Below are 19,625 nucleotides of genomic sequence, written 5' to 3' on the forward strand. Positions count from 1 at the left end.
GATTTTTGGCACGCTGTTGAGTTCTCAAGGAACGGACGCTTCCTTTGTACTCACCCTCTCGGGCTTTCCTCCGGGCTTTCGTTCTGTTCTTGCGTCTCCGACTCTATCAGACTCTTTCGTGTCCGACTTCCTCGGCGCTTTCCAGGTTTTCGCTTTCGCGCTTTCCTTTCCGGCAGCCCCGACCCTATCAGCGCTTTTCCCTCTCCCTGACCACTCGCCGTATTACCGAAAAGGCATACGAAAAGAAGCATGGGATCAAGATCGATGCTGAAGAGGAGGGTTCCCGTCCTTCGGCCGTTCGCGAGAAGTTCACACGAGGCGTCCTGGCGGGAGTCACGACAGTACAGCTCTGGGGGTGCCCAAGCAAATCGATTCAGGCGTATGGTCTAGTCCACCGGTCTAGTCCACTAGTCTCCGTGCCGGAGGGTCAGCCCGGACCAGCACCAACATCGGGCGAACCCGAACATCTTGTGCCATATCCTTCTGAAGAGTACGCCGTTCGCGACAGGTAGTGACGGCGACACGAAGAGCCCCACCCCTGGGAGGCCCCCATGACCAGCGTGACGTCCCCACTTGCCGGGCGCGCCATCGGACTCGCGGCAGTGCCCGATCCGGTGTTCTCCGGCGCGATGGTGGGACCGGGCACCGCGATTGATCCCGTGCGCGAGCCCTCGGAGGCGGTTTCCCCCGTCGACGGTGTGATCGTCTCCCTGCACCCGCACGCGTATGTAGTCGTCGACAGCGAGGGCCACGGTGTGCTCACGCACCTCGGGATCGACACGGTTCAGCTCAACGGCGAGGGCTTCGAGCTCCTCGTGAACAAGGGCGACACCGTGACCCGCGGCCAGGCCGTCATCCGCTGGAACCCCGCTGCGGTCGAGAAGGCCGGCAAGTCGCCGATCTGTCCCGTCGTGGCGCTCGAGGCGACGGCCGACTCCCTCTCCGACGTCGTCGAGTCCGGCGATGTGAAGGCTGACGAGGCTCTCTTCAGCTGGCAGTGACGCCTCCCCCTGTACGTAACGGGCGAGTCGGACATCCACCGCGGCGGCTCGGCCCGCCGCTCAATCGGAGACGGGTGAAATGGAGACAACGCTGCGAGGCGTCGGCGTGAGCCACGGGGTGGCGATCGGCGAGGTGCGGCACATGGGCACGGCGGTTCTGGAACCGCCGGCCAAGCGGATCACCGCGGATGAGGCGGCGCGCGAACAGGGGCGCGCCCGTCAGGCCGTGAGTGCCGTGGCGGCCGATCTCGTCGCACGTGGCCAGCTGGCCGGTGGCGAGGCCCAGCACGTGCTCGAGGCCCAGGCGATGATCGCCGAGGACCCCGAGCTGATGGCGGACGTCGACCGGCGGATCGCCGTCGGCAGCACCGCCGAGCGGGGTGTGTACGACGCGTTCGCCTCGTACCGCGACCTGCTCGCGGGGGCCGGCGAGTACATGGCCGGCCGCGTGGCCGACCTGGATGACGTACGCAACCGCATCGTCGCGCGGCTGCTGGGCGTGCCGATGCCGGGTGTGCCCGACAGCGACGAGCCGTACGTGCTGATCGCGCGGGACCTGGCTCCCGCCGACACCGCCCTGCTCGACCCCGCGCTCGTCCTCGGTTTCGTGACCGAGGAAGGCGGGCCGACCAGCCACAGCGCGATCCTCGCGCGGGCGCTGGGCGTGCCGGCGATCGTGGCGCTGCCGGGTGCCGGTGAGATCGCCGAGGGCACGATGATCGCGGTGGACGGCAGCACGGGCGACCTGTTCGTCGAGCCGTCGCCGCAGAAGCGGGCCGAGCTGGAGGCCGCGGCCGCCGAGCGCAGGGCGGCTCTGTCCGCCTCGTCCGGTCCGGGCGCGACGTCCGACGGTCACAAGGTGCCGCTGCTGGCCAACGTCGGCGGTCCCGCGGACGTGCCGGCGGCCGTCGAGGCCGGTGCGGAGGGTGTGGGCCTGTTCCGCACCGAGTTCCTCTTCCTGGACGACAGCAAGAAGGCACCGTCGGAGGAGAAGCAGGTCGACTCCTATCGCAAGGTGCTCGAAGCCTTCCCCGAGGGCCGCGTGGTCGTACGGGTGCTCGATGCGGGCGCCGACAAGCCTCTGGACTTCCTGACCCCGGGCGACGAGCCCAACCCGGCGCTGGGTGTGCGCGGGCTGCGCTCGCTGCTGGACCACCCGGACGTGCTGCGTACTCAGCTCACCGCGCTGGCCAAGGCCGCCGAGGGGCTGCCGGTCTACCTCGAGGTCATGGCCCCGATGGTCGCCGACCGCATCGACGCCAAGGCGTTCGCGGACGCGTGCCGCCAGGCGGGTCTGAAGGCGAAGTTCGGAGCGATGGTGGAGATCCCTTCCGCCGCGCTGCGGGCACGTTCGATCCTTCAGGAGGTCGAGTTCCTGTCGCTGGGCACGAATGACCTGGCCCAGTACGCCTTCGCCGCCGACCGCCAGGTCGGCGCCGTGTCGCGGCTCCAGGACCCGTGGCAGCCGGCGCTGCTCGACCTGATCGCCATGTCGGCGGATGCCGCCAAGGCGGAGGGCAAGAGCTGTGGTGTCTGTGGCGAGGCGGCCTCCGACCCGCTGCTGGCCTGTGTGCTGACCGGTCTGGGTGTCACCTCCCTCTCCATGGGTGCCGCTTCGATTCCTTTTGTGCGGGCGACGCTCGCCAAGTACACGCTGGCCCAGTGCGAGCGTGCTGCGGCGGCCGCGCGCGCGGCGGACACCGCCGAGGAGGCCCGTGTGGCCGCGCAGGCGGTGCTGTCCGGCGAGTAGCCGGTAGCCGGTAGCCGCTGGATGGTGCGGTGTTCGTTCCGAGGGGTCCTCGCCGGTGGCGGGGGCCCCTCGGTGCGTCCCGGTCCCGGTCAGTGGTGCGGTCCGGGTAGGTCGACCTCGTAGCCCGGGCAGTATTCGACGCCAGATTCGGGGGCGACGGGGTCTCCGGTGTCGGCGTCGGTGCAGTAGGCGTTGAAGACGGCCGCGGCCGTCAGGACGGTGAGCCGGCCACGGTCCAGGCGCCAGCCGTGCACCCGGTCCCCCCGGCCCTCGGCGGAGCTGCGCACCACCAGTCCCCCGGGCCCGCCGAGGGCGAGCCCCGCGGCGAGGACGGTCACGAAGTCGAGGCCCTCCCGGCTCTCGACGCGCGGCGGGGTGTCCGGGGCGCCGGTGGTGTCGGCGTGCAGCACGGCGACGAGCTGCTGTGCCTCGGTCGGGACGCTGCACACGAAGTGGTGGTGGCCGACTCCGGCGCCGGCCACGAGCCTTTTGAGCGCGTCGGTGGCGCGCTGGAAGGAGGCATGTCCGATGTCCTCGCCGCAGTCCGCGCAGCGGCCTACTTCCGCGAGGAGCCCGGTGGCGTACTCCCAGGTGGCCTGGCGCACGGCCTCGTCGACCAGGAGCGGGACGAGCTCGTCGATGGGCTGGCCGCTGTACGGGAGGACCGCGCCGCTGCCGGCCAGCTCGGCGGTGAAGCGGGCGCGGGTCTCGGCGCTGTCCGGGTCGAGGTCGTGTTCCCCGCAGTACTCGGCGTACTCCTCGGGATCGAAGAGGGCGACGGTGGTGTGGATGCCCTGGGCCGCGAGGGAGCGGAGCAGGCCGTCCATGTGGTGGAGGTAGTCCCGGTGGTCGTCGAAGGTGAAGCTGCGGTAGCCGCGCATGGCCGCGAAGTCCCCGGCGTCGGTCAGTAGGCCGACGGTGCCGGGGACCTCGCGGCGCAGCGTGCGGCGCCGGTCGGTGGTACGGGTCCGGTGCGTACCGGTGTGGTTCGTCCTGCGTGGCATGGCTCCCCCTGAGTGCCGCAATCACTTGCTCACCCAGAGTAATCAATGCCACTGACAGTGACCTCAGCCGCGGGCGCGGGCCAGCTCCTCGTAGAAGCGGAGGAGGTCGATGTTGTCGACGGAACCCGGGTTGACCGCCTTGGCCAGGGGGGCGCCCTGCAGCATGCGCTTGATCGGGACCTCGATGCGCTTGCCGGTGAGGGTGTGCGGGATGGCCGGGACCTCGATGACCTCGTCGGGGACGTGGCGCGGGGAGAGTTCCTCGCGAATCGTCGCCTTGATGCGGGCGCGCAGGTCGTCGTCGAGGACCGCGCCGGGGCTGAGGTGGACGAAGAGCGGCATCCAGTAGCCGCCGTTCGGTTCCTCCAGGCCGATGACCAGGGATTCCTTGATCTCGGGGAGCCGTTCGACGGCCTCGTAGATGTCGGCGGAGCCCATCCGGACGCCCTGCCGGTTGAGGGTGGAGTCGGAGCGGCCGTGGATGATCACCGAGCCGTGGTCGGTGATCGTGATCCAGTCCCCGTGGCGCCAGACGCCCGGGAACATCTCGAAGTAGCTGTCGCGGTAGCGGCTGCCGTCGGAGTCGTTCCAGAAGTGGATCGGCATGGACGGCATCGGATGGGTGACGACGAGCTCGCCGACCTCACCGATGACCGGCTTGCCGGAGGGGTCCCAGGCCTGGAGGTCCGTACCGAGGCAGGCGGCCTGGAGTTCACCGATGTGCACGGGGAGGGTGGGGACGGCGCCCGCAAAGCAGCTGCACACGTCGGTGCCGCCGCTGACGGAGGCGATCCAGAGGTCCTCGGCGACCTCGTCGTGCAGCCAGCGGAAGCCGTCGGGCGGGAGCGGGGAGCCGGTGGTGGCCACGCACTTCACGGCGGAGAGGTCGAAGTCGCGGGACGGGTGGACCTCGGCCTTGCGGCAGGCCATGACGTAGGCGGCGGACGTGCCGTAGAGAGTGGCGCGGGTGCGCTCGGCGATGCGCCACTGGGCGCCGGTGTCGGGGTAGCCGGGGCTGCCGTCGTAGAGGACGACGGTCGTGCCGGTGAGCAGGCCGGAGACGAGGAAGTTCCACATCATCCAGCCGGTGGAGGTGTACCAGAAGAACCGGTCCTCCGGGCCGAGGTCGCAGTGCAGGCCGAGCTGCTTGAGGTGTTCGAGGAGGATGCCGCCCTGGGACTGGACGATGGCCTTGGGGAGGCCGGTCGTACCGGAGGAGTACAGCACCCAGAGCGGGTGGTCGAAGGGGACCGCCTCGAAGACCGGCTCGGTGTCGCCCGCGGTCAGGGCGGACCAGTCGAGGGCGCCGGCGGGGGCGGGCGTGCCGAGGAGCGGGATGTGGACGACGGCGCGCAGGGAGGGCAGGTCGGCGCGGAGCTCGGCGACGGTGTCGCGGCGGTCGTGCTCCTTGCCGCCGTACCGGTAGCCGTCGACGGTGAAGAGGACGACGGGTTCGACCTGCTGGAAGCGGTCCAGGACGCTGCGGGCGCCGAAATCGGGGGCGCAGGAGGTCCAGACGCCGCCGACGGCGGCGGTGGCGAGGAGGGCGACGGCGGCCTCGGGGATATTGGGGAGGTAGCCGCTGATCCGGTCGCCTGGGCGTACGCCCAGGGCGCGCAGTTCGGCCGCGAGCGACCCGACCTGGCGGCGGAGCTCGGCCCATGCGACGGGGACGACCTCATGGGTCTCGTCCACGTACAGCAGGGCGGGGTCGCCGGCGCGCGCCGGGTCCTCGGCGGCGCGCAGCGCGTGCTCGGCGTAGTTGAGGGTGGCTCCCTCGAACCAGCGTGCGCCGGGCATCGAACGGTCGGCGAGGACGGACCGGTACGGGGTGGTGAAGCGGACGTCGAACCACTCGGCGACGGCCTGCCAGAAGGTGTCCAGCTCGTCGACGGACCAGCGGTGCAGCGCGGGGTAGCCACCGTCGGCGGGGGCTCCGTGGTGCTCGGCGGCCCAGGCCTGGAAGGCGGTGATCCGGGCCGCGGCGATCCGGTCGGGGCCCGGCGCCCAGAGGGGTTCCGGCTGCGTGGCTGAGGTCATGGGTCGGCTCCCGGTCAAGTCTGCGGCTCGCGCTTCGTGTGCGTACGGTGCCATCGCGCGAGGGTGTGGGCGCGGCGGCTCACAGGGACCATGCCATGTGATCGTCCCCTGCACCAGGGTCGCTCTGGCGGGTCGGGTGATCGCCGCGAGGGTGCCGCTGCCGGGTGAACGGCAGTTGAACGCCGTCCTCTCGCCCAGGGGCCGGTGGCAGGGTGAGCGGCATGAACGGTCGTGATCTGGTGCGTGCGGTGAAGGACTTGGGTACGGAGCGCGGCCGGCGCGCCTGGCGCTCGGCATGGCGCCACCGGCGCGCGGACGCGGTGGGGCTCCCGCGCCGGGGCGCGGAGCGGGCGCGCGTGCCGGGTCTGCTGACCGGTACGGAGGCCCGGCCGGGCGGGGGCGTACTGCGGTTCGCGCGCTCGGAGCTGCTGGTACGGGTCACGGTGGGCGGCGCGGTGTTCTGGGGCTGGGACGGCGCCGGGCCGACACCCTCGTACGCGGTGGTGGGCGACGGGCCCGAACCGGATCCGCGGGCCGAGCTGGAGCCGGACACCGGGGGCGGCTGGCGGGTCGTGTCGGAGCGGGTGACGGTGGCGGTGTCCCGGCACGGGGCGGTGGAGGTGCGCACGCCCGGCGGGACGGTGCTGCGGCGGGAGTCGCCGCCTCGGTGGTGGGAGCCCGTGGATCCGCGGATGGGCGCGGCGCGGTGGCTGCAGCGCAGCGAGGTGCCGGCGGACGCGCGGTTCTTCGGGCTGGGCGGGCGGGCCGCGGGGCCGCGGCTGCGGGACGGGGCGTACCGGCTGTGGAACACGGATCCGAAGGGGGGGTTCGGGCCGGGGACCGATCCGCTGTACCTGACGATGCCGGTGCAGATGGTGGTCGCGGACGCGGGGACGCATCTGGTGTTCCACGACAATCCGTGGGACGGCCGGGTGGTGCTGCGCGAGGGCGAGGAGGGCGCGGGCTCGGGGGCGGACCGGCCGGGGGCGAGTGAGCTGCGGATGCAGGGCGGGCCGCTGCGGTGCTGGGTGCTGGTGGGGACGCCGGCGCGGGTGCTTCAGGGGTGGTCGGGGCTGACGGGGGCGGCGGCGGTGCCGCCGGAGTGGGCGCTCGGGTACCAGCACGCGCGCTGGGGGTTCGGGAGCGCGGAAGAGGTGCGGCGGGTGGTCGCGGGGTACGCGTCGCGCGGGCTCGCGCTGTCGGCCGTACACCTGGACATCGATCACTACGACGGGCACCGGGTGTTCACCGTGGACGAGGATCGGTTCCCGGATCTGCCGGGACTGGCGCGGGAGTTGCGGGAGCTCGGGGTCCGGCTGGTGTCGATCGTGGACCCGGCGGTGAAGGTGGGCGACGCGGTGCACACGTCGGGCTCGGCGGTGGGGAAGGGGGGCGCTTTCGTGCGGGGCGCGCGGGGCGAGGAGGTGCACGGCGAGGTGTGGCCGGGCGAGTGCGCGTACCCGGACTTCACGGATCCGGCGGTGCGCGAGTGGTGGGGCGGGCTGTACGAGGAGCGGCTCGCGCAGGGCTTCGCCGGCTTCTGGCACGACATGAACGAGCCGGTGTCCTTCGCGCCGTTCGGGGACAACACGTTGCCGCGGTCGGCGCGGCACGCGCTGGACGGGGCGGGCGGGGACCACCGCGAGGGCCACAACGTGTACGCGCTGGGGATGGCGCGGGCGGGGTGGGAGGGGCTGGTGCGGCTGCGGCCGGCCGAGCGGCCGTTCCTGTTCTCGCGGTCGGGGTGGGCGGGGATGCAGCGGTACGGCGGCACGTGGTCGGGTGATGTGGAGTCCAGCTGGGAGGGGCTGCGGGCCTCGCTGGCACTGGTCCTGGGGCTCGGGCTGTGCGGGGTCCCGTACTCGGGTCCGGACGTCGGCGGGTTCGGGGGTTCCCCGTCACCGGAGTTGTACGTGCGGTGGCTGCAACTGGGGGCCTATCTCCCGCTGTTCCGGACGCACTCGGCGATCTGGGCGGGGCGGCGGGAGCCGTGGGAGTTCGGGCCGGAGGTGGCGGAGCAGGCCGGGGCGGTGATGGCGGAACGGGAGCGGCTGCGACCGTACTTCGTGACGCTGGCCCATCTGGCGCGGCGGACGGGCGCCCCGTATGTACGGCCGGTGTGGTGGGGGACACCGGAGGAGCGGCAGCTGCGGGACTGCGAGGACGCCTTCCTGCTGGGTGACGCGCTGCTGGTGGCGCCGGTGCTGGAGTGCGGGGCGGACCGGCGGGCGGTAAGGCTGCCGCGGGGCCGCTGGTACGACACCGCGACGGGGGCGGCGTACGAGGGCCCGGGCCAGATCCTGCTGGACGCGCCGCAGGGGCGGATCCCGGTGCTGGCGCGGGCGGGGTCGCTGATTCCGGTCCGCGGCACCTCGGGCGACAGCGGCGACGACGACGGGGTGGAGCTGGAGGCGTGGGCCCCGGCGCGGGGGCGTACGGGGGGTGGAGTGGTGATCCGGGACCCGGGGCCGGGTTTCGGGGCGGGCGAGGTGGAGCGGTACACGGTGCGGTGGGTGGGGGACGCGGTGGTGGTGGAGGACGAGGCGGGGACGCCGGTGGAGGGGGTCACCGTACGGGGGCTGTAGTCGCCGCCCATTCACGCAACCGATGGTTGCGCGTTGGCCGTGGGTGGGCTAGCTTTATATGCAACCGAAGGTTGCGAAAGGTGGAGACGGCCATGGAGTACGGGAGCATCGAGCGCGAGCTGCACATCGACGCCTCGCCGGAGGTGGTGTTCGAGGTGCTCAGCAGCCCCGAGCACATCCGGGACTGGTGGAGCGCCGAGACCGCCTTCGAGCCGGCCGCAGGCGCGACGGGCCGCCTCACCTGGACCGATGCGGAGACCGGCCGGCGCGATTCCAGCCCGTTCACGGTGGTGGAGGCCGACCCCCCACGACTGTTCTCCTTCCGCTGGACCTACGACGAGAAGGAGACGCAGGCGGAGGCGGTGGGCCCCGGCAACTCACTGCTGGTGACCTTCGAACTCGCCCCCGAGGGCGAGGGGACCACGGTCCGCTTCCGCGAGAGCGGCTACCGCGAGCGGGGCTGGGAGGCCGCCGTGCTCGAGGCCCACTACAACGACCACCGGCAGGGCTGGGACTTCTACCTGCCGCGCCTGGTCGCGACCGCGAAGCGGCTGGCGGCCGCGCGATGAGCACCGCCGTCGACGACGACCTCTGGTCCGCGATAGGCGACCCGACCCGGCGCCGCATGATCGACCTCCTGCTGGCCGAGGGCCAGGGGACGGCGACGACGCTCAGCGCACACCTGCCGGTGACCCGGCAGGCCGTGACCAAGCACCTGGCCGTGCTCGACCGGGTCGGGCTCGTCCGGTCCGCGCCCGCGGGGCGGGAGAAGCACTACCGGGTGGACGAGGCGCAGCTGGCCCGTGCCGTGGCGCAGCTGAACTCCGTCGGTGAGATGTGGGATGCCCGCCTCAGGCGCGTCAAGAGCCTCGCCGAGGCGATCCAACGGGACAGGAACGCGGAGAAGGAATCCGAGAAGGAATGGGCGAAGCAGCCCGAGAAGCAACCCGCGAAGCGACCTGAGCGACCCGAGCGACCCGAGAAGTAAGGAGACCGAGATGGCTGACATCCTGCACCGGGTGGGAATCACCGCGCCCCCCGAGAAGGTCTACGAGGCGCTCACCACGGTCGAGGGACTGGCCGAGTGGTGGACGACCGACACGAGCGGGAACGGTGACGACGTCCTCGCGTTCCGCTTCGGCGACCTGGGCGGCTTCGACATGAAGGTGCTCGACCTCCGAGCGAACGCGCGGGTGCTGTGGGAGGTCGTCGACGGTCCCGCCGAGTGGGTCGGGACCACGGTGGGCTTCGAGCTGGCCCAGGACGGCGAGTGGACGATCGTGCTGTTCACGCACGCGGGCTGGCGCGAACCGGTCGAGTTCATGAACCACTGCAGCACCAAGTGGGCGATCTTCCTGATGAGCCTGAAGTCCCTGGTGGAGACGGGCACCGGCGCTCCGCATCCGCGCGACGTACAGATCAGCAACTGGCACTGAAGCGCCCGCGGGAGCTGACACCGCGCGCCCGGGCCGGCAGCAGCCGGCCCGGGCGCGCGGCGACGGGCTCAGGCGTACGTGCCCGCGAACCAGGACGCCGCCGCCTGGGTGTGGAGGGGGAAGGCGAGGGCCGACGGGGTGCGCAGGATGTGCCAGCCCGTGGTCTCGTCCGTCGGCTTCGAGGCGGGGAGGTCGGCGACCGGGCGGGGCGGGAGGAGGCCGAAGAGCAGGAGGTGGCCCGCCGGGGAGCTGAGGGCGTCGGCCAGGGTGACCTCGGCGGCCGGGGCCTCGATGCCGGTCTCCTCGCGGAGCTCACGGACCACGGCTTCGCGCCAGTCCTCGCCGAAGTCGATGAACCCGCCGGGCAGGGCGATGCCGCCGAGGGCCGGCTCGATGGTGCGGGTGATGACCACGAGGCCGGTGCCGTCGGCGTCCTCGACGGGGAGGAGGGTGACCGCCACCGGCAGCGGATTGCGGTAGGCGGTCGCCCCGCAGGCCGCGCAGGTGCGGGGCCAGGCGGGGGTGGCGTAGGGCGCTCCGCAGGTGGAGCAGTGCGAGTCCTTCAGGTGTGCCGGCATCCGGCGATGGTATGCCAAGGGGTATGCGGATGAGGGCTGTTGCGGGTCTCCTCGGCCCCGGTGCCCTATCCGTGACCCACGGTGCAAAGTAGCTGCCGCTGACCTCCGACCTCCCATTGCTTCGGGCCCCGCCTGTTCGTTAGGCCGAACGAGCAGTCGGTGGAGGGTAGGGGTTCATGCGCCGGGAGTGGTCGCCCGAGGACGTGGTGGCGTGTTGGACACCGGTGGGGAGTGACTGGGACCTGGTCGCGAACAAGTCGGGCCCGACCCGGCTCGGCTTCGTGCTGATGCTGATGCTGATGCTGATGCTGATGCTGATGCTGAAGTATTTCGAGCTGGAGGGCCGGTTCCCCCAGTTCCTGGAGGAGTTCCCCCCGGCCGCGGTCGACTACGTCGCCGACGTGGTCAAGGTGCCGGGCGGGGACCTGGCGAACTACGACCTGTCGTCCCGGTCCGCGAAGGGGCACCGTACGCAGATCCGTGAAGCCCCCGGTTTCCGCCCGTCGACCCGCGCCGACGAGGAACGGCTGACCGGCTTGCTCGCCGATGAGGTCTGCCCCGTCGAGCTGGTCGAGGACCGGCTGCGCGAGGCCCTGCTCGTGCAGTGTCGCAGCGACCGCATCGAGCCCCCGGGCCGTATCGAGCGGATCGTGGCCGCCGGCCGGGCGCGGGCGGACCGGGTCTTCTGCGCGAGGACCGTCGCACGCCTGGGTGACGTGTGCGCCCGGCGCCTGCTGGAGCTGGTGGCGGTGGGCAATGACGACGGCACCGAGCTGCTGGCCGCGCTGAAGCGGGACCCCGGCGCGGTGGGGCTTGACTCGCTCCTGACGGAGATCACCAAGCTGACCGCCGTCCGGCATCTGGGTCTGCCGGAGGGACTGTTCGCGGACTGCTCGGAGAAGCTGGTGGCCGCCTGGCGGGCACGGGCGATCAAGATGTACCCCTCGGACTTCCGGGATGCAGGGGAGGACGGGGGAGGACGTACGGACGACGCTGCTGGCCGCGCTGTGCGCGTCCCGCCAGGGTGAGATCACCGATGCCCTGGTGGAACTGCTGATCGCCTTGGTCCACAAGATCAACGCCCGTGCCGAGCGGCGGGTGGAGAAGCAGCTCACCGCCGAGTTGAAGAAGGTCCGCGGCAAGGAGGGCATCCTCTTCAAGCTGGCGACGGCCGCGGTCGACAAGCCCGACGAGGTCGTACGCCGGGCACTGTTCCCGGTGGTCGGGGAGAGGACACTGCGCGAGCTGGTGGCCGAGGCGAAGGCGAACGAGAAGGTCTTCAAGGCCAAGGTCCGCACCACCCTGCGCTCCTCGTGCAGCTCGTACTACCGGCAGATGCTGCCGCCGCTGCTGAACACGCTGGGCTTCCAGTGCACATCAAGATCGGATACGCCCGGGTCTCCACCGGCGGACAGAAGCTCGAACGGCAGATCGACGCGCTCACCGCCGCCGGGTGCCGGAAGATCTTCGCGGACAAGAAGTCCGGCAAGAACGCGCTGCGCCCCGAGCTGAAGGCGTGCCACGCCTTCCTCGACCCCGGCGACACCCTCGTGGTCCCCTCGCTCGACCGCTATGGCCGCGGCCTCCAGGACCTCATCAACATGGTCGCCGAGCTGCGCGAGCGCGGGATCGGCTTCACCTCGCTGCACGAGAACCTGGACACCACCACCCCCGGCGGCCGGCTCGTCTTCCACGTCTTCGCCGCCCTCGCGGAGTTCATCCGCGAACTCATCGTCATCGGCACCAACGAGGGCCCGGCCGCAGCCCGCGCCCGGGGCCGCGTCGGCGGACGCCCCACAGTCGCCACCGAGGAAGTCATCCGGGCGCACGCGACCTGCTGCCCGACCCCGGTCGCTCCATCACCTCGATCGCCAAGCTGCTCGGCGTCTCCCGGGCACCCTGTACAACCACATTCCCGACCTACGCGAACTGCGCGCGGGCGCCGGCCCCCGCCAGCTCGAAGCCCCCGCGAAGTAGCCCAGCACGGGCAAGATCAATCTCAGCGGCACTTTCTGTACGGCAACTACTCATACCCGGAGAGCCCCGTGGGTTCAGGGAAACTGAAGCTTGTTCAGTGGGAACTCGCGGGTCGGTCCGTGTGCATCAGGTGGGGACGTCCGTGGGTTCGGCGGGAACGCGGGGGTGGACTGCGGCAAGGCGGCGGGCTTCGGCTATGACCTCAGCATCGATCTGAGCGACTGCTTCGTCGCCGCCGTATTCGAGGAAGGCGTACTCGTCATCGAGTTCGCCGAGCCGTGCTGTCAGGGGCAGCTCATGCCCGTAACGCTGGTTGATCCGGAAGGTGAGCTCCCAAGGTTTCAGCTCGCCGGCCAGCATGCGTCGTGCGAGCGCTCGCGCGGCGGCTTCTTGGCCGACCTCGCTGGCGGCCGGATAGAGAATGAGGCCGAGCTCATCGAGCGCTTCGGGGAGCAAGTCGTGCACGTCGTAGTCCGCCTCGGCGCGTGTGCAGGCTGCCAGCACCCGAAGTCCGGGGCTGTCTAGGCCGGCGACGAGCGCGTCACAGGCCGCGCTGACGACATCGCTCGCGGGGATCTCGCCCACGCTCCAGAGAGTGGCGCGGTCCTGTAGTTCGTTGGCTGCTGCTTCGGTCGACGGCATCCGCCCATGTTCGCTTCAATCTCGGGTCCCGGTCGAACAGGTTTCACTGGTGCTTCTGCTCGACAGCTTGCTCCAGCAGGGCCCGCGCGGAGTCTGCGTAACGCATTGCGGTCTTCTCATCCAGCCCGAACACCTGGGCGAGGTGGAGCGGATCGGGCCCGTGGGTGAGGGCCTCTTCGAGTTGCCGGTCGACGCGGAGACGCTCCAAGGGTCGCGTCCTGCCCGCGCACCGCAGTGCTGATCCAGTGGTTGCTGGCGCGGCCAGTCTTCGTGGCGGTCTGGTTGTTGATCAGTAAGTGGAGGTTCGCCGTGTTGGGCCACCGGCTGCGTCTGTGCTCCAGCCAGTCCAGCAGCAGTTTCAGGGTGAGGTCGTCGAGCGGGCGTGCTCGTCCGGCGATCGTCAGCCGGCGGTTGCCGATGTCGAGGTCGTCGAGCAAGAGGGTGCCGATCTGGGCGACCCGGGCGGCGTGAACCGCGGCGAGGGCGAGAATCAGTCGCGCGGCCGGGGTGGTGGCTGCCGCGACGGAGCGGTCGATCTGGGCGGGCGCGAGTGGTTGGAGCACGCCGTACTCGTTCTGGCCGACCTTGATGCGGCTCGTGGGGTTGCGGAAGATCAGGCCGGTCCGCTTGGCCCAGGTGAACAGGGAACGCAGGGCGCCGAGCTGGTCTCGGCGGTGGTGGCCGTGCAGGGTCTTGAGGTGGGTGAGGACGTCCTCGCGGGTCACCTCCCGCAGGTGGTCGTAGCGGTCCGACCAGCCCAGCAGTGCCGGACGGGCCCCGTTGAGGTAGAGCCAGACCGTGCTCTGCTGCCGGGGAAGGCTGCGGGGGCCGCCGTCATGCAGAACCCGGGTCCAGCGCTCAGCCTCCGCACCGATGCCGGGGGCGAGGCCCTCCAGGCGCTCGGCAAGCCAGCGTTCGAAGGAGGGCTCGCTGTCGTCCAGGAAGATCCCCATCTCCTCAAGGACCGTGGCGGTGTGTCCGAACCTGAGATCGAGGGCCCTGAGCGGGGTGAAGACCTCGCTGTGGCGGATGACGTCGCCCTCGACGTACTCGGTGAGCACGATGGCCAGGCCGCGGTTGACGGCGAAGCGGATGCCCCGTCCCCAGCCCCGTGCCTCGGCGAGCTGGTAGGCGAGGTACTTCGCCCAGGCCAGCCAGGGGCTGGCCAGATCGACGGCGGCCGGGTCGAGACGGCCGTAGTCACGCGGGACCTGCCCGAACAGCGGTAGCTGTCTCCAGCCGGCACTCGGCCGCCAGGCCGGCGCGGGTGGCGGCTTCCGGACGGCTCCCCGCCCTCCTCCGCGGCGCGCAACGACAGGTGCAGATCCTCTGCGGTAGTGCAAGCCCATGAAGAACAGTTGGTGGTGCCGGACGGCGTTGAGCCGGGCCCTCACCTCCGCCTCGGCGGGCGACTGGCCGACGGTGGTCTTGGCGTGGAGCCGGGCCTGGCACCAGCACAGACGGCAGTAATCCCACTTCAGCGGCTGGACGCGGCGGCAGCCGACGCAGGTGGCTGTCTTGTGACTGCGGCCGAACATGTAGCAGGCAGGGCAGAGGCGTCCGCTGAAGTCGCCCCAGGCCAGGCAGCTGTCGCAGGAGTCGGTGGGCTTGCGGTAGCCCTTCGGATACCGGCTCATGCCGGAGGCAGCGACCGGCCATCGCGGCGCTTGGGCACTACCGCCGGGGCAGTGGTGCCGGAGCCGACCGCGACTCGACCGGTCTCCTCCTGACCAGGGCGGTTGACCTTGCCCGGCTCCGGGATCAGCAGGTCTCCGATCTCGCAGCCGAGGACGACGCAGATGACGTCCAGGTCCTCCAGCTTGAGTGAGACCGGCTGCCCGGACCACAGCCCGGACATCTTCCCGGCCGAGATCACCAGGCCGTGCTCCGCGAGGTTTCGCTGAAGCTCGGACGCCTTCCAGATGCCCTTGTTCGCGGCGGTCAACCGCAGGTTCCACCTCATCGGATCAGTCCTTCCAGCCGCTTCGCGGCCCGTTCCATCCCGGTGACCCAGGCGTCCTCGACCCGGGTCTGCTGAACGTGGATATAGCGCATCGTCGTGGCGATCCAGGAGTGTCCCAAGACCTCCTGGATCGCGAGCAAGTCCAGCCCGTTCGCATAGAGTTGGGATGCGCAGAAGTGCCGAAGGACGTGCGGCGTCAGCTTCTCGCCCCACCCCGGCAGATGCGCTTTGGCCGCGTTCTTGAGGCCGTCACGCAAAGCGTCGTCGCCGGCCCGGCGCGAAGAGCCGTCGGTGTTCTTGCGCTCGGAGGGAAACAGCGGGGCGCCGGGACGGGTGTGGTCGTCGTCGAACTGGCCCCAGACGTCCTCGATGAACCACCGAAGTGTCCGGTCGGCGCCGTTGATCAGCGGCACCATCCGCTCGCGCGGACCCGAGCCGCGGGCGCCCTTGCCGTGGCGGACGTGGAGCTTGCCGAAGCGCCCCAAGTCCCACTTGATGTCGTCCAGGTCGAGCCCGCATGCCTCGCTCACCCGCAGGCCGACTTGGGACAACAGCTTCGAGGCGGTGTAGTTCCTGGCGGTAGGGGCGAACTTTCGACAGGTCGCCAGTTCACCGCCCCAGCCAGTGAACAGTATTCCGACCTCCGGCTCGCTCGGCGGAATCCGCAGCTGGGCGTCCTTGGCCCCACGCGGCTTGTTCATCTCGTCGATCGGGCACTCGACGACCCGGCCCGTCATCCGATGGAGCTCGACCTTGTGCCGCAACTCCAGGAACATGAAGTACGTGGTCAGCGCCTGCGACCGGCCCAGCCGAGTCCCGCTCGGCGAACCCCGCAGGACCTTCCCGAAGTACGCGTCAGCGTCGGCCGGCTCCATGTCCCACAGCGGTCGACCGAACCAGGTCCTGATCTGGTCCAGATGCCCGACGTCCCCGCGGATTGTGCCGTCTGCCAGCCCTGCCGAGGCCCGCGCGAGGACGAACCCGGACAGCACGTCGGCCTCGAACCGCTCCAGCTCCTCAACCGATGCGGGCGCCCAGTGCTCACACAGGTCCCGTACGACTGCCAGTGCCGCCAACCCGAGCCTCCTCGCCTTCAGCCCGACTGCTGATCGGTCGGACGAGGTGAGAACGCTTCAGGAATCCCGAAGTTACGTCACCGGACCACAGAGCGCTCGAAGGAGGAGAAACCCCCTGGCCACAAGGGAAGGGACTCAGCAGAGCTCAGGAGAACTCACGGGATGTCGCACATCAGCGGGGCAGGATGCGCAGTACTGCCTCGCGTTCGCCGCTGAGCCGCAGGCCTTGCTGTACTGCGGCGCTCAGATCGAGGTCGCCGAGCAGGGTCGCGGCCAGCAGGTGCGGCGGTCCGGTCAGTGACGCGGTGGGGTGGTCGACCCGGCCGGCGTGTGTGTGCACCGAGCCGTCCTTGACTTCGATGACCAGGTCCTCGCTGCCGTCGGCGTGCAGTTGCAGGGCGATTGCCGGCTGGTCGGGGCGGTGGTCGGTCAGTGCCCGGGCGGGCATGTCCAGCCAGTGGGTGCGGAAGGTGTCGCTGCCGCCCGGCTCACGCAACAGCGGCACGCCCCACCGGCTCAGCTCCTGCAGCACCGGCTCCAGCGTGCGGCCACGCTCGGTGAGGGAGAACAGGGTGGTGGCCACCGGCGGCGGGGCGGCCTCGCGGTGGATCAGGCCGGCTTCCTCGAGTTCGCGGAGCCGGTCGACCAGCAGGTTGCTGGCGATCCCGGGCAGCCCGTTGCGCAGGTCGGTGTGCCGGCACGGACCCAGGGCGAGCAGTTCACGGACGATCAGCAGAGTCCATCGGTCGCCGATGGTGTCCAGTGCTTTCGCGATGCCGCAGTACTGCCCGTAGGTGCGCATGCCACCACCCTACATCGCGGTGTTGAGATTCAAAACTCTCTTGTTGACTTTCTCAACAACGTCGGTCTAGCGTCGCTGCCCATGACCCCCACCCTTTCCGTACGTCGGCTGGCCTGGGCCGGCGTCGAGATCCGTCTCGGCGACACCCGCCTGCTGATAGACCCGCTCGAGAACGTCGCTCCGCTGGCGCCAGTGATGGGGCCGCCGCACCGGCCGGTCGACCCGGTCGATACCCCGCCCGGCACCCACGCCCTCATCACCCACCTGCACCCCGACCACTACGACCACGACCTGATCGCCCGGATCGCGGCCACCGGCACGATCGGCTGCCACACCCCGAGCGCGGCGGCGCTGCACGAGGTGGGCATCACCCCCGTTGCCCAGGACCTGGGCCAGTCACGCCGCATCGGAAAGCTGACCGTCACCCCGGTGACCTCGCTGGACTGGCGCGGCAACGACTGTGACCAGGTCGCCTGGGTCGTCGAAGGCGCCGGCCGGCGGGTCATCCACTGCGGCGACACCCAGTGGCACGGCAGCTGGTGGCAGATCGCCCGCGACCACGGCCCGTTCGACGTCGCGTTCGTCCCGGTCAACGGCGTCATCGCCCACTTCGAGGGATACGCGGCCAACGTCCCGGCGACCATGACCCCCGAGCAGGGCGTCGAGGCCGCCGTCGCACTCGGCGCCGGCACCGTCTGCGCCATGCACTACGGCCTGTTCCACAATCCGCCGTTCTACACCGAACAACCCGACATCGAGCAGCGCTTCCAGCACGCCGCCGACGAGCGCGGCATCACCGCGGCCATCATCGCCGACGGCCAGCCCGTCCTCTGACCATCAGAAACAAGGAGCAACACATGAAGATCGTCCTGTTCGGTGCCAGCGGCAACATCGGCCGGCCCACCACCGAGGAACTACTGCGTCGCGGCCACACCGTCACCGCGGTCACCCGAGCCGGCCACGTCGACGGACTCAAGCACAAGGCCCTGACCGTGACCACCGGTGACGTCACAGACGCCGCCGCGGTCGCCGGCCTCGCCGCCTCCCACGACGCCGTACTGTCGGCCGTCGGCCCCCGGATCGGCCAGGAGAACGACCGCGCCACGATCGTCGGCGCCGCCCGTGCGCTGATCGACGGACTCCGCCGAGCCGGCGTCACCCGCCTGGTCACCATCGGCGGTGCCGGTAGCCTGCGCACGCCGACCGGCGCCCGGGTCATGGACGACCCGGGCTTCCCCGCGCTGTGGAAGGCCAACGCCGAGGCCCAGTCCGAAGCGCTCGACCTCTACCGCGGCGTGCACGACCTCGACTGGACGTACGTGTCGCCCGCCGCGGTCATCGGAGCGGGCGAGCGGACCGGGGCCTACCGCAGCGCCGGGGACACCCTGCTCACCGACGACGACGGCAACAGCCGCATCTCGTACGCCGACTACGCGATCGCCTTGGCCGACACGATCGAGAGCGGCACCGCGATCCGCCGCCGCATCACCGTGGCGTACTGAGCCATGAGCAACGACGCCGCCGGCCGGCAAACCCGATTCATCGTCCTGCTCGCAGCGCTCGTGGCCCTGGGACCACTGTCCATCGACGGCTACCTGCCCGGACTGCCGGACCTCGCCGGCGACCTGCGCGCCAGCGCCGCGGCCACCCAGCTCACCATCACCGCCTGCCTGGCCGGGCTGGCCATCGGGCAGCTGATCGCCGGGCCGCTGAGCGACACCTACGGCCGGCGGCGTCCATTGCTGGCGGGCCTCGCCCTCTACACGATCGCCAGCGCGCTCTGCGCGGTGGCGCCCGACGTCCGGACCTTGGTCGGCCTACGCCTGGTCCAGGGCATCGGCGGGGCGTTCGGCATCGTCATCGCCAACGCCATGGTCCGCGACCGCACCTCCGGAACCCGCACCGCACGTCTCTTCTCCGCACTGACCTTGATCACCGGCCTGGCGCCGGTGTTCGCGCCGGTCCTCGGCGGCCAGCTACTGCGCGTCACGGCCTGGCCGGGGATCTTCGTGAGCCTGGCTGTACTCGGCGCCGTGATGCTGGCGGCCTCCGCCGCAGGACTGCCGGAGACCCGGTCCTCCGCGTCACGCCAGCCGCTGCCGGCTGTCGTCGGGCAGCTGCTCAGCGACCGGTTCTTCACCGGGTACGTCCTGGCCAACGGCCTGGTCTTCGCGGCGATGTTCGCCTACATCTCCGGCTCGCCGTTCGTCCTGCAGGAAATCCACGGCCTGTCACCGCAGCAGTACAGCGCCGTGTTCGCCGTCAACGCCGCCGGACTCATTGCGGCCGCCCAGATCAGCGGCCGGCTGGTGGCCCGGGCCGGCGCCCGCGTGCTGCTGCTCGCCGGTCTGCTGGGCGCGACAGCCGGTGGCACCACGGTCCTGGGCGCGGTGCTGACACGGGCACCCCTGCCCGTGCTCCTGATCGGCCTGTTCGTCCTGGTCTCCAGCGTGGGCCTGGTCATGCCGAACGCCGCGGCCCAGGCCCTGGCCGACCACGGCGGACACGCCGGGTCGGCAGCCGCTCTGCTCGGCTTCAGCCAGTTCATGTTCGGCGCGGCACTTGCTCCGCTGGCCGGCGCGGGTGGCGCCACCGACGCCTTGCCGATGGGAATCATCGTCGCCGTGCTGCCGGCGCTCGCTCTGCTCACACTCGGCGTCCTCACCCGGTCGATGCCCGGTGAGCGCACGCGCAGGCCGGCTCGCCAAGGACCTGCCGGGCACCGGCGACCGCGCCGGCACATCGATCGCAGGCGACCCGGCATCCAGTGA

The 19,625-nt window shown here is 70.9% G+C and carries 21 protein-coding genes; 13 read left to right on the plus strand and 8 right to left on the minus strand.

Annotation, left to right across the window (positions count from 1 at the left end; genetic code table 11):
- The 3 genes from ACIQZO_RS14095 to ptsP form a co-directional block, all read left to right on the plus strand.
- A partial coding sequence (locus ACIQZO_RS14095) for a hypothetical protein (RefSeq protein ID WP_403625059.1) occupies window positions 1-271 on the plus strand: 271 nt, incomplete at its 5' end.
- 280 nt (window positions 272-551) lie between these two features.
- Window positions 552-1,001, plus strand: coding sequence for a PTS glucose transporter subunit IIA (locus ACIQZO_RS14100; RefSeq protein ID WP_403625062.1), 450 nt, complete (start codon window positions 552-554; stop codon window positions 999-1,001).
- Between the two features lie 79 nt (window positions 1,002-1,080).
- Window positions 1,081-2,751, plus strand: coding sequence for a phosphoenolpyruvate--protein phosphotransferase (gene ptsP / locus ACIQZO_RS14105; RefSeq protein WP_403625065.1), 1,671 nt, complete (start codon window positions 1,081-1,083; stop codon window positions 2,749-2,751).
- Between the two features lie 89 nt (window positions 2,752-2,840).
- Here ptsP and ACIQZO_RS14110 read toward each other — a convergent pair whose 3' ends face one another.
- Together ACIQZO_RS14110 and ACIQZO_RS14115 are read right to left on the minus strand one after the other, a co-directional pair.
- Window positions 2,841-3,755 (minus strand): hypothetical protein, encoded by a 915-nt coding sequence (locus ACIQZO_RS14110; protein ID WP_403625068.1) that lies wholly within the window; start codon window positions 3,753-3,755, stop codon window positions 2,841-2,843.
- Window positions 3,756-3,818: 63 nt separating this feature from the next.
- Window positions 3,819-5,795, minus strand: coding sequence for an acetoacetate--CoA ligase (locus ACIQZO_RS14115; RefSeq protein ID WP_403625071.1), 1,977 nt, complete (start codon window positions 5,793-5,795; stop codon window positions 3,819-3,821).
- 221 nt (window positions 5,796-6,016) lie between these two features.
- Here ACIQZO_RS14115 and ACIQZO_RS14120 point away from each other — a divergent pair, with 221 nt between their 5' ends.
- The 4 genes from ACIQZO_RS14120 (at window position 6,017) to ACIQZO_RS14135 (ending at window position 9,816) form a co-directional block, all read left to right on the plus strand.
- Window positions 6,017-8,380, plus strand: a complete 2,364-nt coding sequence (locus tag ACIQZO_RS14120; RefSeq protein ID WP_403625074.1) for a TIM-barrel domain-containing protein — start codon at window positions 6,017-6,019, stop codon at window positions 8,378-8,380.
- Between the two features lie 80 nt (window positions 8,381-8,460).
- Complete coding sequence (locus tag ACIQZO_RS14125) at window positions 8,461-8,949, plus strand: SRPBCC domain-containing protein (protein WP_403625077.1); 489 nt, start codon at window positions 8,461-8,463, stop codon at window positions 8,947-8,949.
- Entirely contained in the window at window positions 8,946-9,368 is a 423-nt protein-coding gene (locus ACIQZO_RS14130) for an ArsR/SmtB family transcription factor (RefSeq protein WP_403625080.1), read from the plus strand. The genes ACIQZO_RS14125 and ACIQZO_RS14130 overlap by 4 nt, the downstream gene beginning before the upstream one ends.
- A gap of 10 nt (window positions 9,369-9,378) precedes the next feature.
- Complete coding sequence (locus ACIQZO_RS14135; protein ID WP_403625083.1) at window positions 9,379-9,816, plus strand: SRPBCC domain-containing protein; 438 nt, start codon at window positions 9,379-9,381, stop codon at window positions 9,814-9,816.
- 68 nt (window positions 9,817-9,884) lie between these two features.
- On the opposite strand, the gene ACIQZO_RS14140 is transcribed toward ACIQZO_RS14135, so the two are convergent.
- Window positions 9,885-10,394, minus strand: coding sequence for an NUDIX domain-containing protein (locus ACIQZO_RS14140; RefSeq protein WP_403625086.1), 510 nt, complete (start codon window positions 10,392-10,394; stop codon window positions 9,885-9,887).
- A 176-nt stretch (window positions 10,395-10,570) separates the two neighbouring features.
- On the opposite strand from ACIQZO_RS14140, the gene ACIQZO_RS14145 reads away from it, so the two are divergent.
- The 3 genes from ACIQZO_RS14145 to ACIQZO_RS14155 are packed head-to-tail and all read left to right on the plus strand — an operon-like array spanning window position 10,571 to window position 12,571.
- The gene (locus tag ACIQZO_RS14145) at window positions 10,571-11,422 is read left to right on the plus strand and encodes a DUF4158 domain-containing protein (protein ID WP_403625089.1); all 852 of its coding nucleotides are present in this window, start codon (window positions 10,571-10,573) and stop codon (window positions 11,420-11,422) included.
- The gene (locus tag ACIQZO_RS14150) at window positions 11,352-11,906 is read left to right on the plus strand and encodes a hypothetical protein (RefSeq protein WP_403625092.1); all 555 of its coding nucleotides are present in this window, start codon (window positions 11,352-11,354) and stop codon (window positions 11,904-11,906) included. Before ACIQZO_RS14145 ends, ACIQZO_RS14150 begins: the two co-directional genes overlap by 71 nt.
- Window positions 11,825-12,571: a recombinase family protein gene (locus tag ACIQZO_RS14155; RefSeq protein WP_403625739.1), complete on the plus strand. Its 747-nt coding sequence runs from the start codon at window positions 11,825-11,827 to the stop codon at window positions 12,569-12,571. Before ACIQZO_RS14150 ends, ACIQZO_RS14155 begins: the two co-directional genes overlap by 82 nt.
- Here the strand turns inward: ACIQZO_RS14155 and ACIQZO_RS14160 are convergent.
- From ACIQZO_RS14160 to ACIQZO_RS14180, 5 genes are all read right to left on the minus strand, one after another.
- Window positions 12,498-13,013, minus strand: a complete 516-nt coding sequence (locus ACIQZO_RS14160) for a hypothetical protein (RefSeq protein ID WP_403625095.1) — start codon at window positions 13,011-13,013, stop codon at window positions 12,498-12,500. The two genes, ACIQZO_RS14155 and ACIQZO_RS14160, sit on opposite strands and share 74 nt — an antisense overlap.
- A gap of 116 nt (window positions 13,014-13,129) precedes the next feature.
- A complete protein-coding gene (locus tag ACIQZO_RS14165) occupies window positions 13,130-14,650 on the minus strand; it encodes a hypothetical protein (RefSeq protein WP_403625098.1) in 1,521 nt (506 codons plus the stop codon).
- Entirely contained in the window at window positions 14,647-14,976 is a 330-nt protein-coding gene (locus ACIQZO_RS14170) for a helix-turn-helix transcriptional regulator (RefSeq protein ID WP_030774108.1), read from the minus strand. Before ACIQZO_RS14170 ends, ACIQZO_RS14165 begins: the two co-directional genes overlap by 4 nt.
- The gene (locus ACIQZO_RS14175; RefSeq protein ID WP_403625101.1) at window positions 14,973-16,052 is read right to left on the minus strand and encodes a tyrosine-type recombinase/integrase; all 1,080 of its coding nucleotides are present in this window, start codon (window positions 16,050-16,052) and stop codon (window positions 14,973-14,975) included. Before ACIQZO_RS14175 ends, ACIQZO_RS14170 begins: the two co-directional genes overlap by 4 nt.
- A gap of 172 nt (window positions 16,053-16,224) precedes the next feature.
- A complete protein-coding gene (locus ACIQZO_RS14180) occupies window positions 16,225-16,854 on the minus strand; it encodes a winged helix-turn-helix transcriptional regulator (RefSeq protein ID WP_403625104.1) in 630 nt (209 codons plus the stop codon).
- Between the two features lie 81 nt (window positions 16,855-16,935).
- Here ACIQZO_RS14180 and ACIQZO_RS14185 point away from each other — a divergent pair, with 81 nt between their 5' ends.
- From ACIQZO_RS14185 to ACIQZO_RS14195, 3 genes are read left to right on the plus strand one after another with little or no spacing between them, the layout of a single operon-like run.
- Complete coding sequence (locus ACIQZO_RS14185) at window positions 16,936-17,688, plus strand: MBL fold metallo-hydrolase (RefSeq protein ID WP_351513174.1); 753 nt, start codon at window positions 16,936-16,938, stop codon at window positions 17,686-17,688.
- Window positions 17,689-17,711: 23 nt separating this feature from the next.
- Window positions 17,712-18,356 carry an NAD(P)-dependent oxidoreductase gene (locus tag ACIQZO_RS14190; RefSeq protein ID WP_403625107.1) on the plus strand — a complete coding sequence of 215 codons (645 nt, stop codon included), beginning with the start codon at window positions 17,712-17,714 and terminating at the stop codon, window positions 18,354-18,356.
- 3 nt (window positions 18,357-18,359) lie between these two features.
- On the plus strand, window positions 18,360-19,625 hold the full coding sequence (locus ACIQZO_RS14195; protein WP_403625110.1) for a multidrug effflux MFS transporter: 1,266 nt from the start codon (window positions 18,360-18,362) through the stop codon (window positions 19,623-19,625).

Source organism: Streptomyces sp. NPDC097617 (genome assembly GCF_044761485.1).
GTDB lineage: Bacteria > Actinomycetota > Actinomycetes > Streptomycetales > Streptomycetaceae > Streptomyces.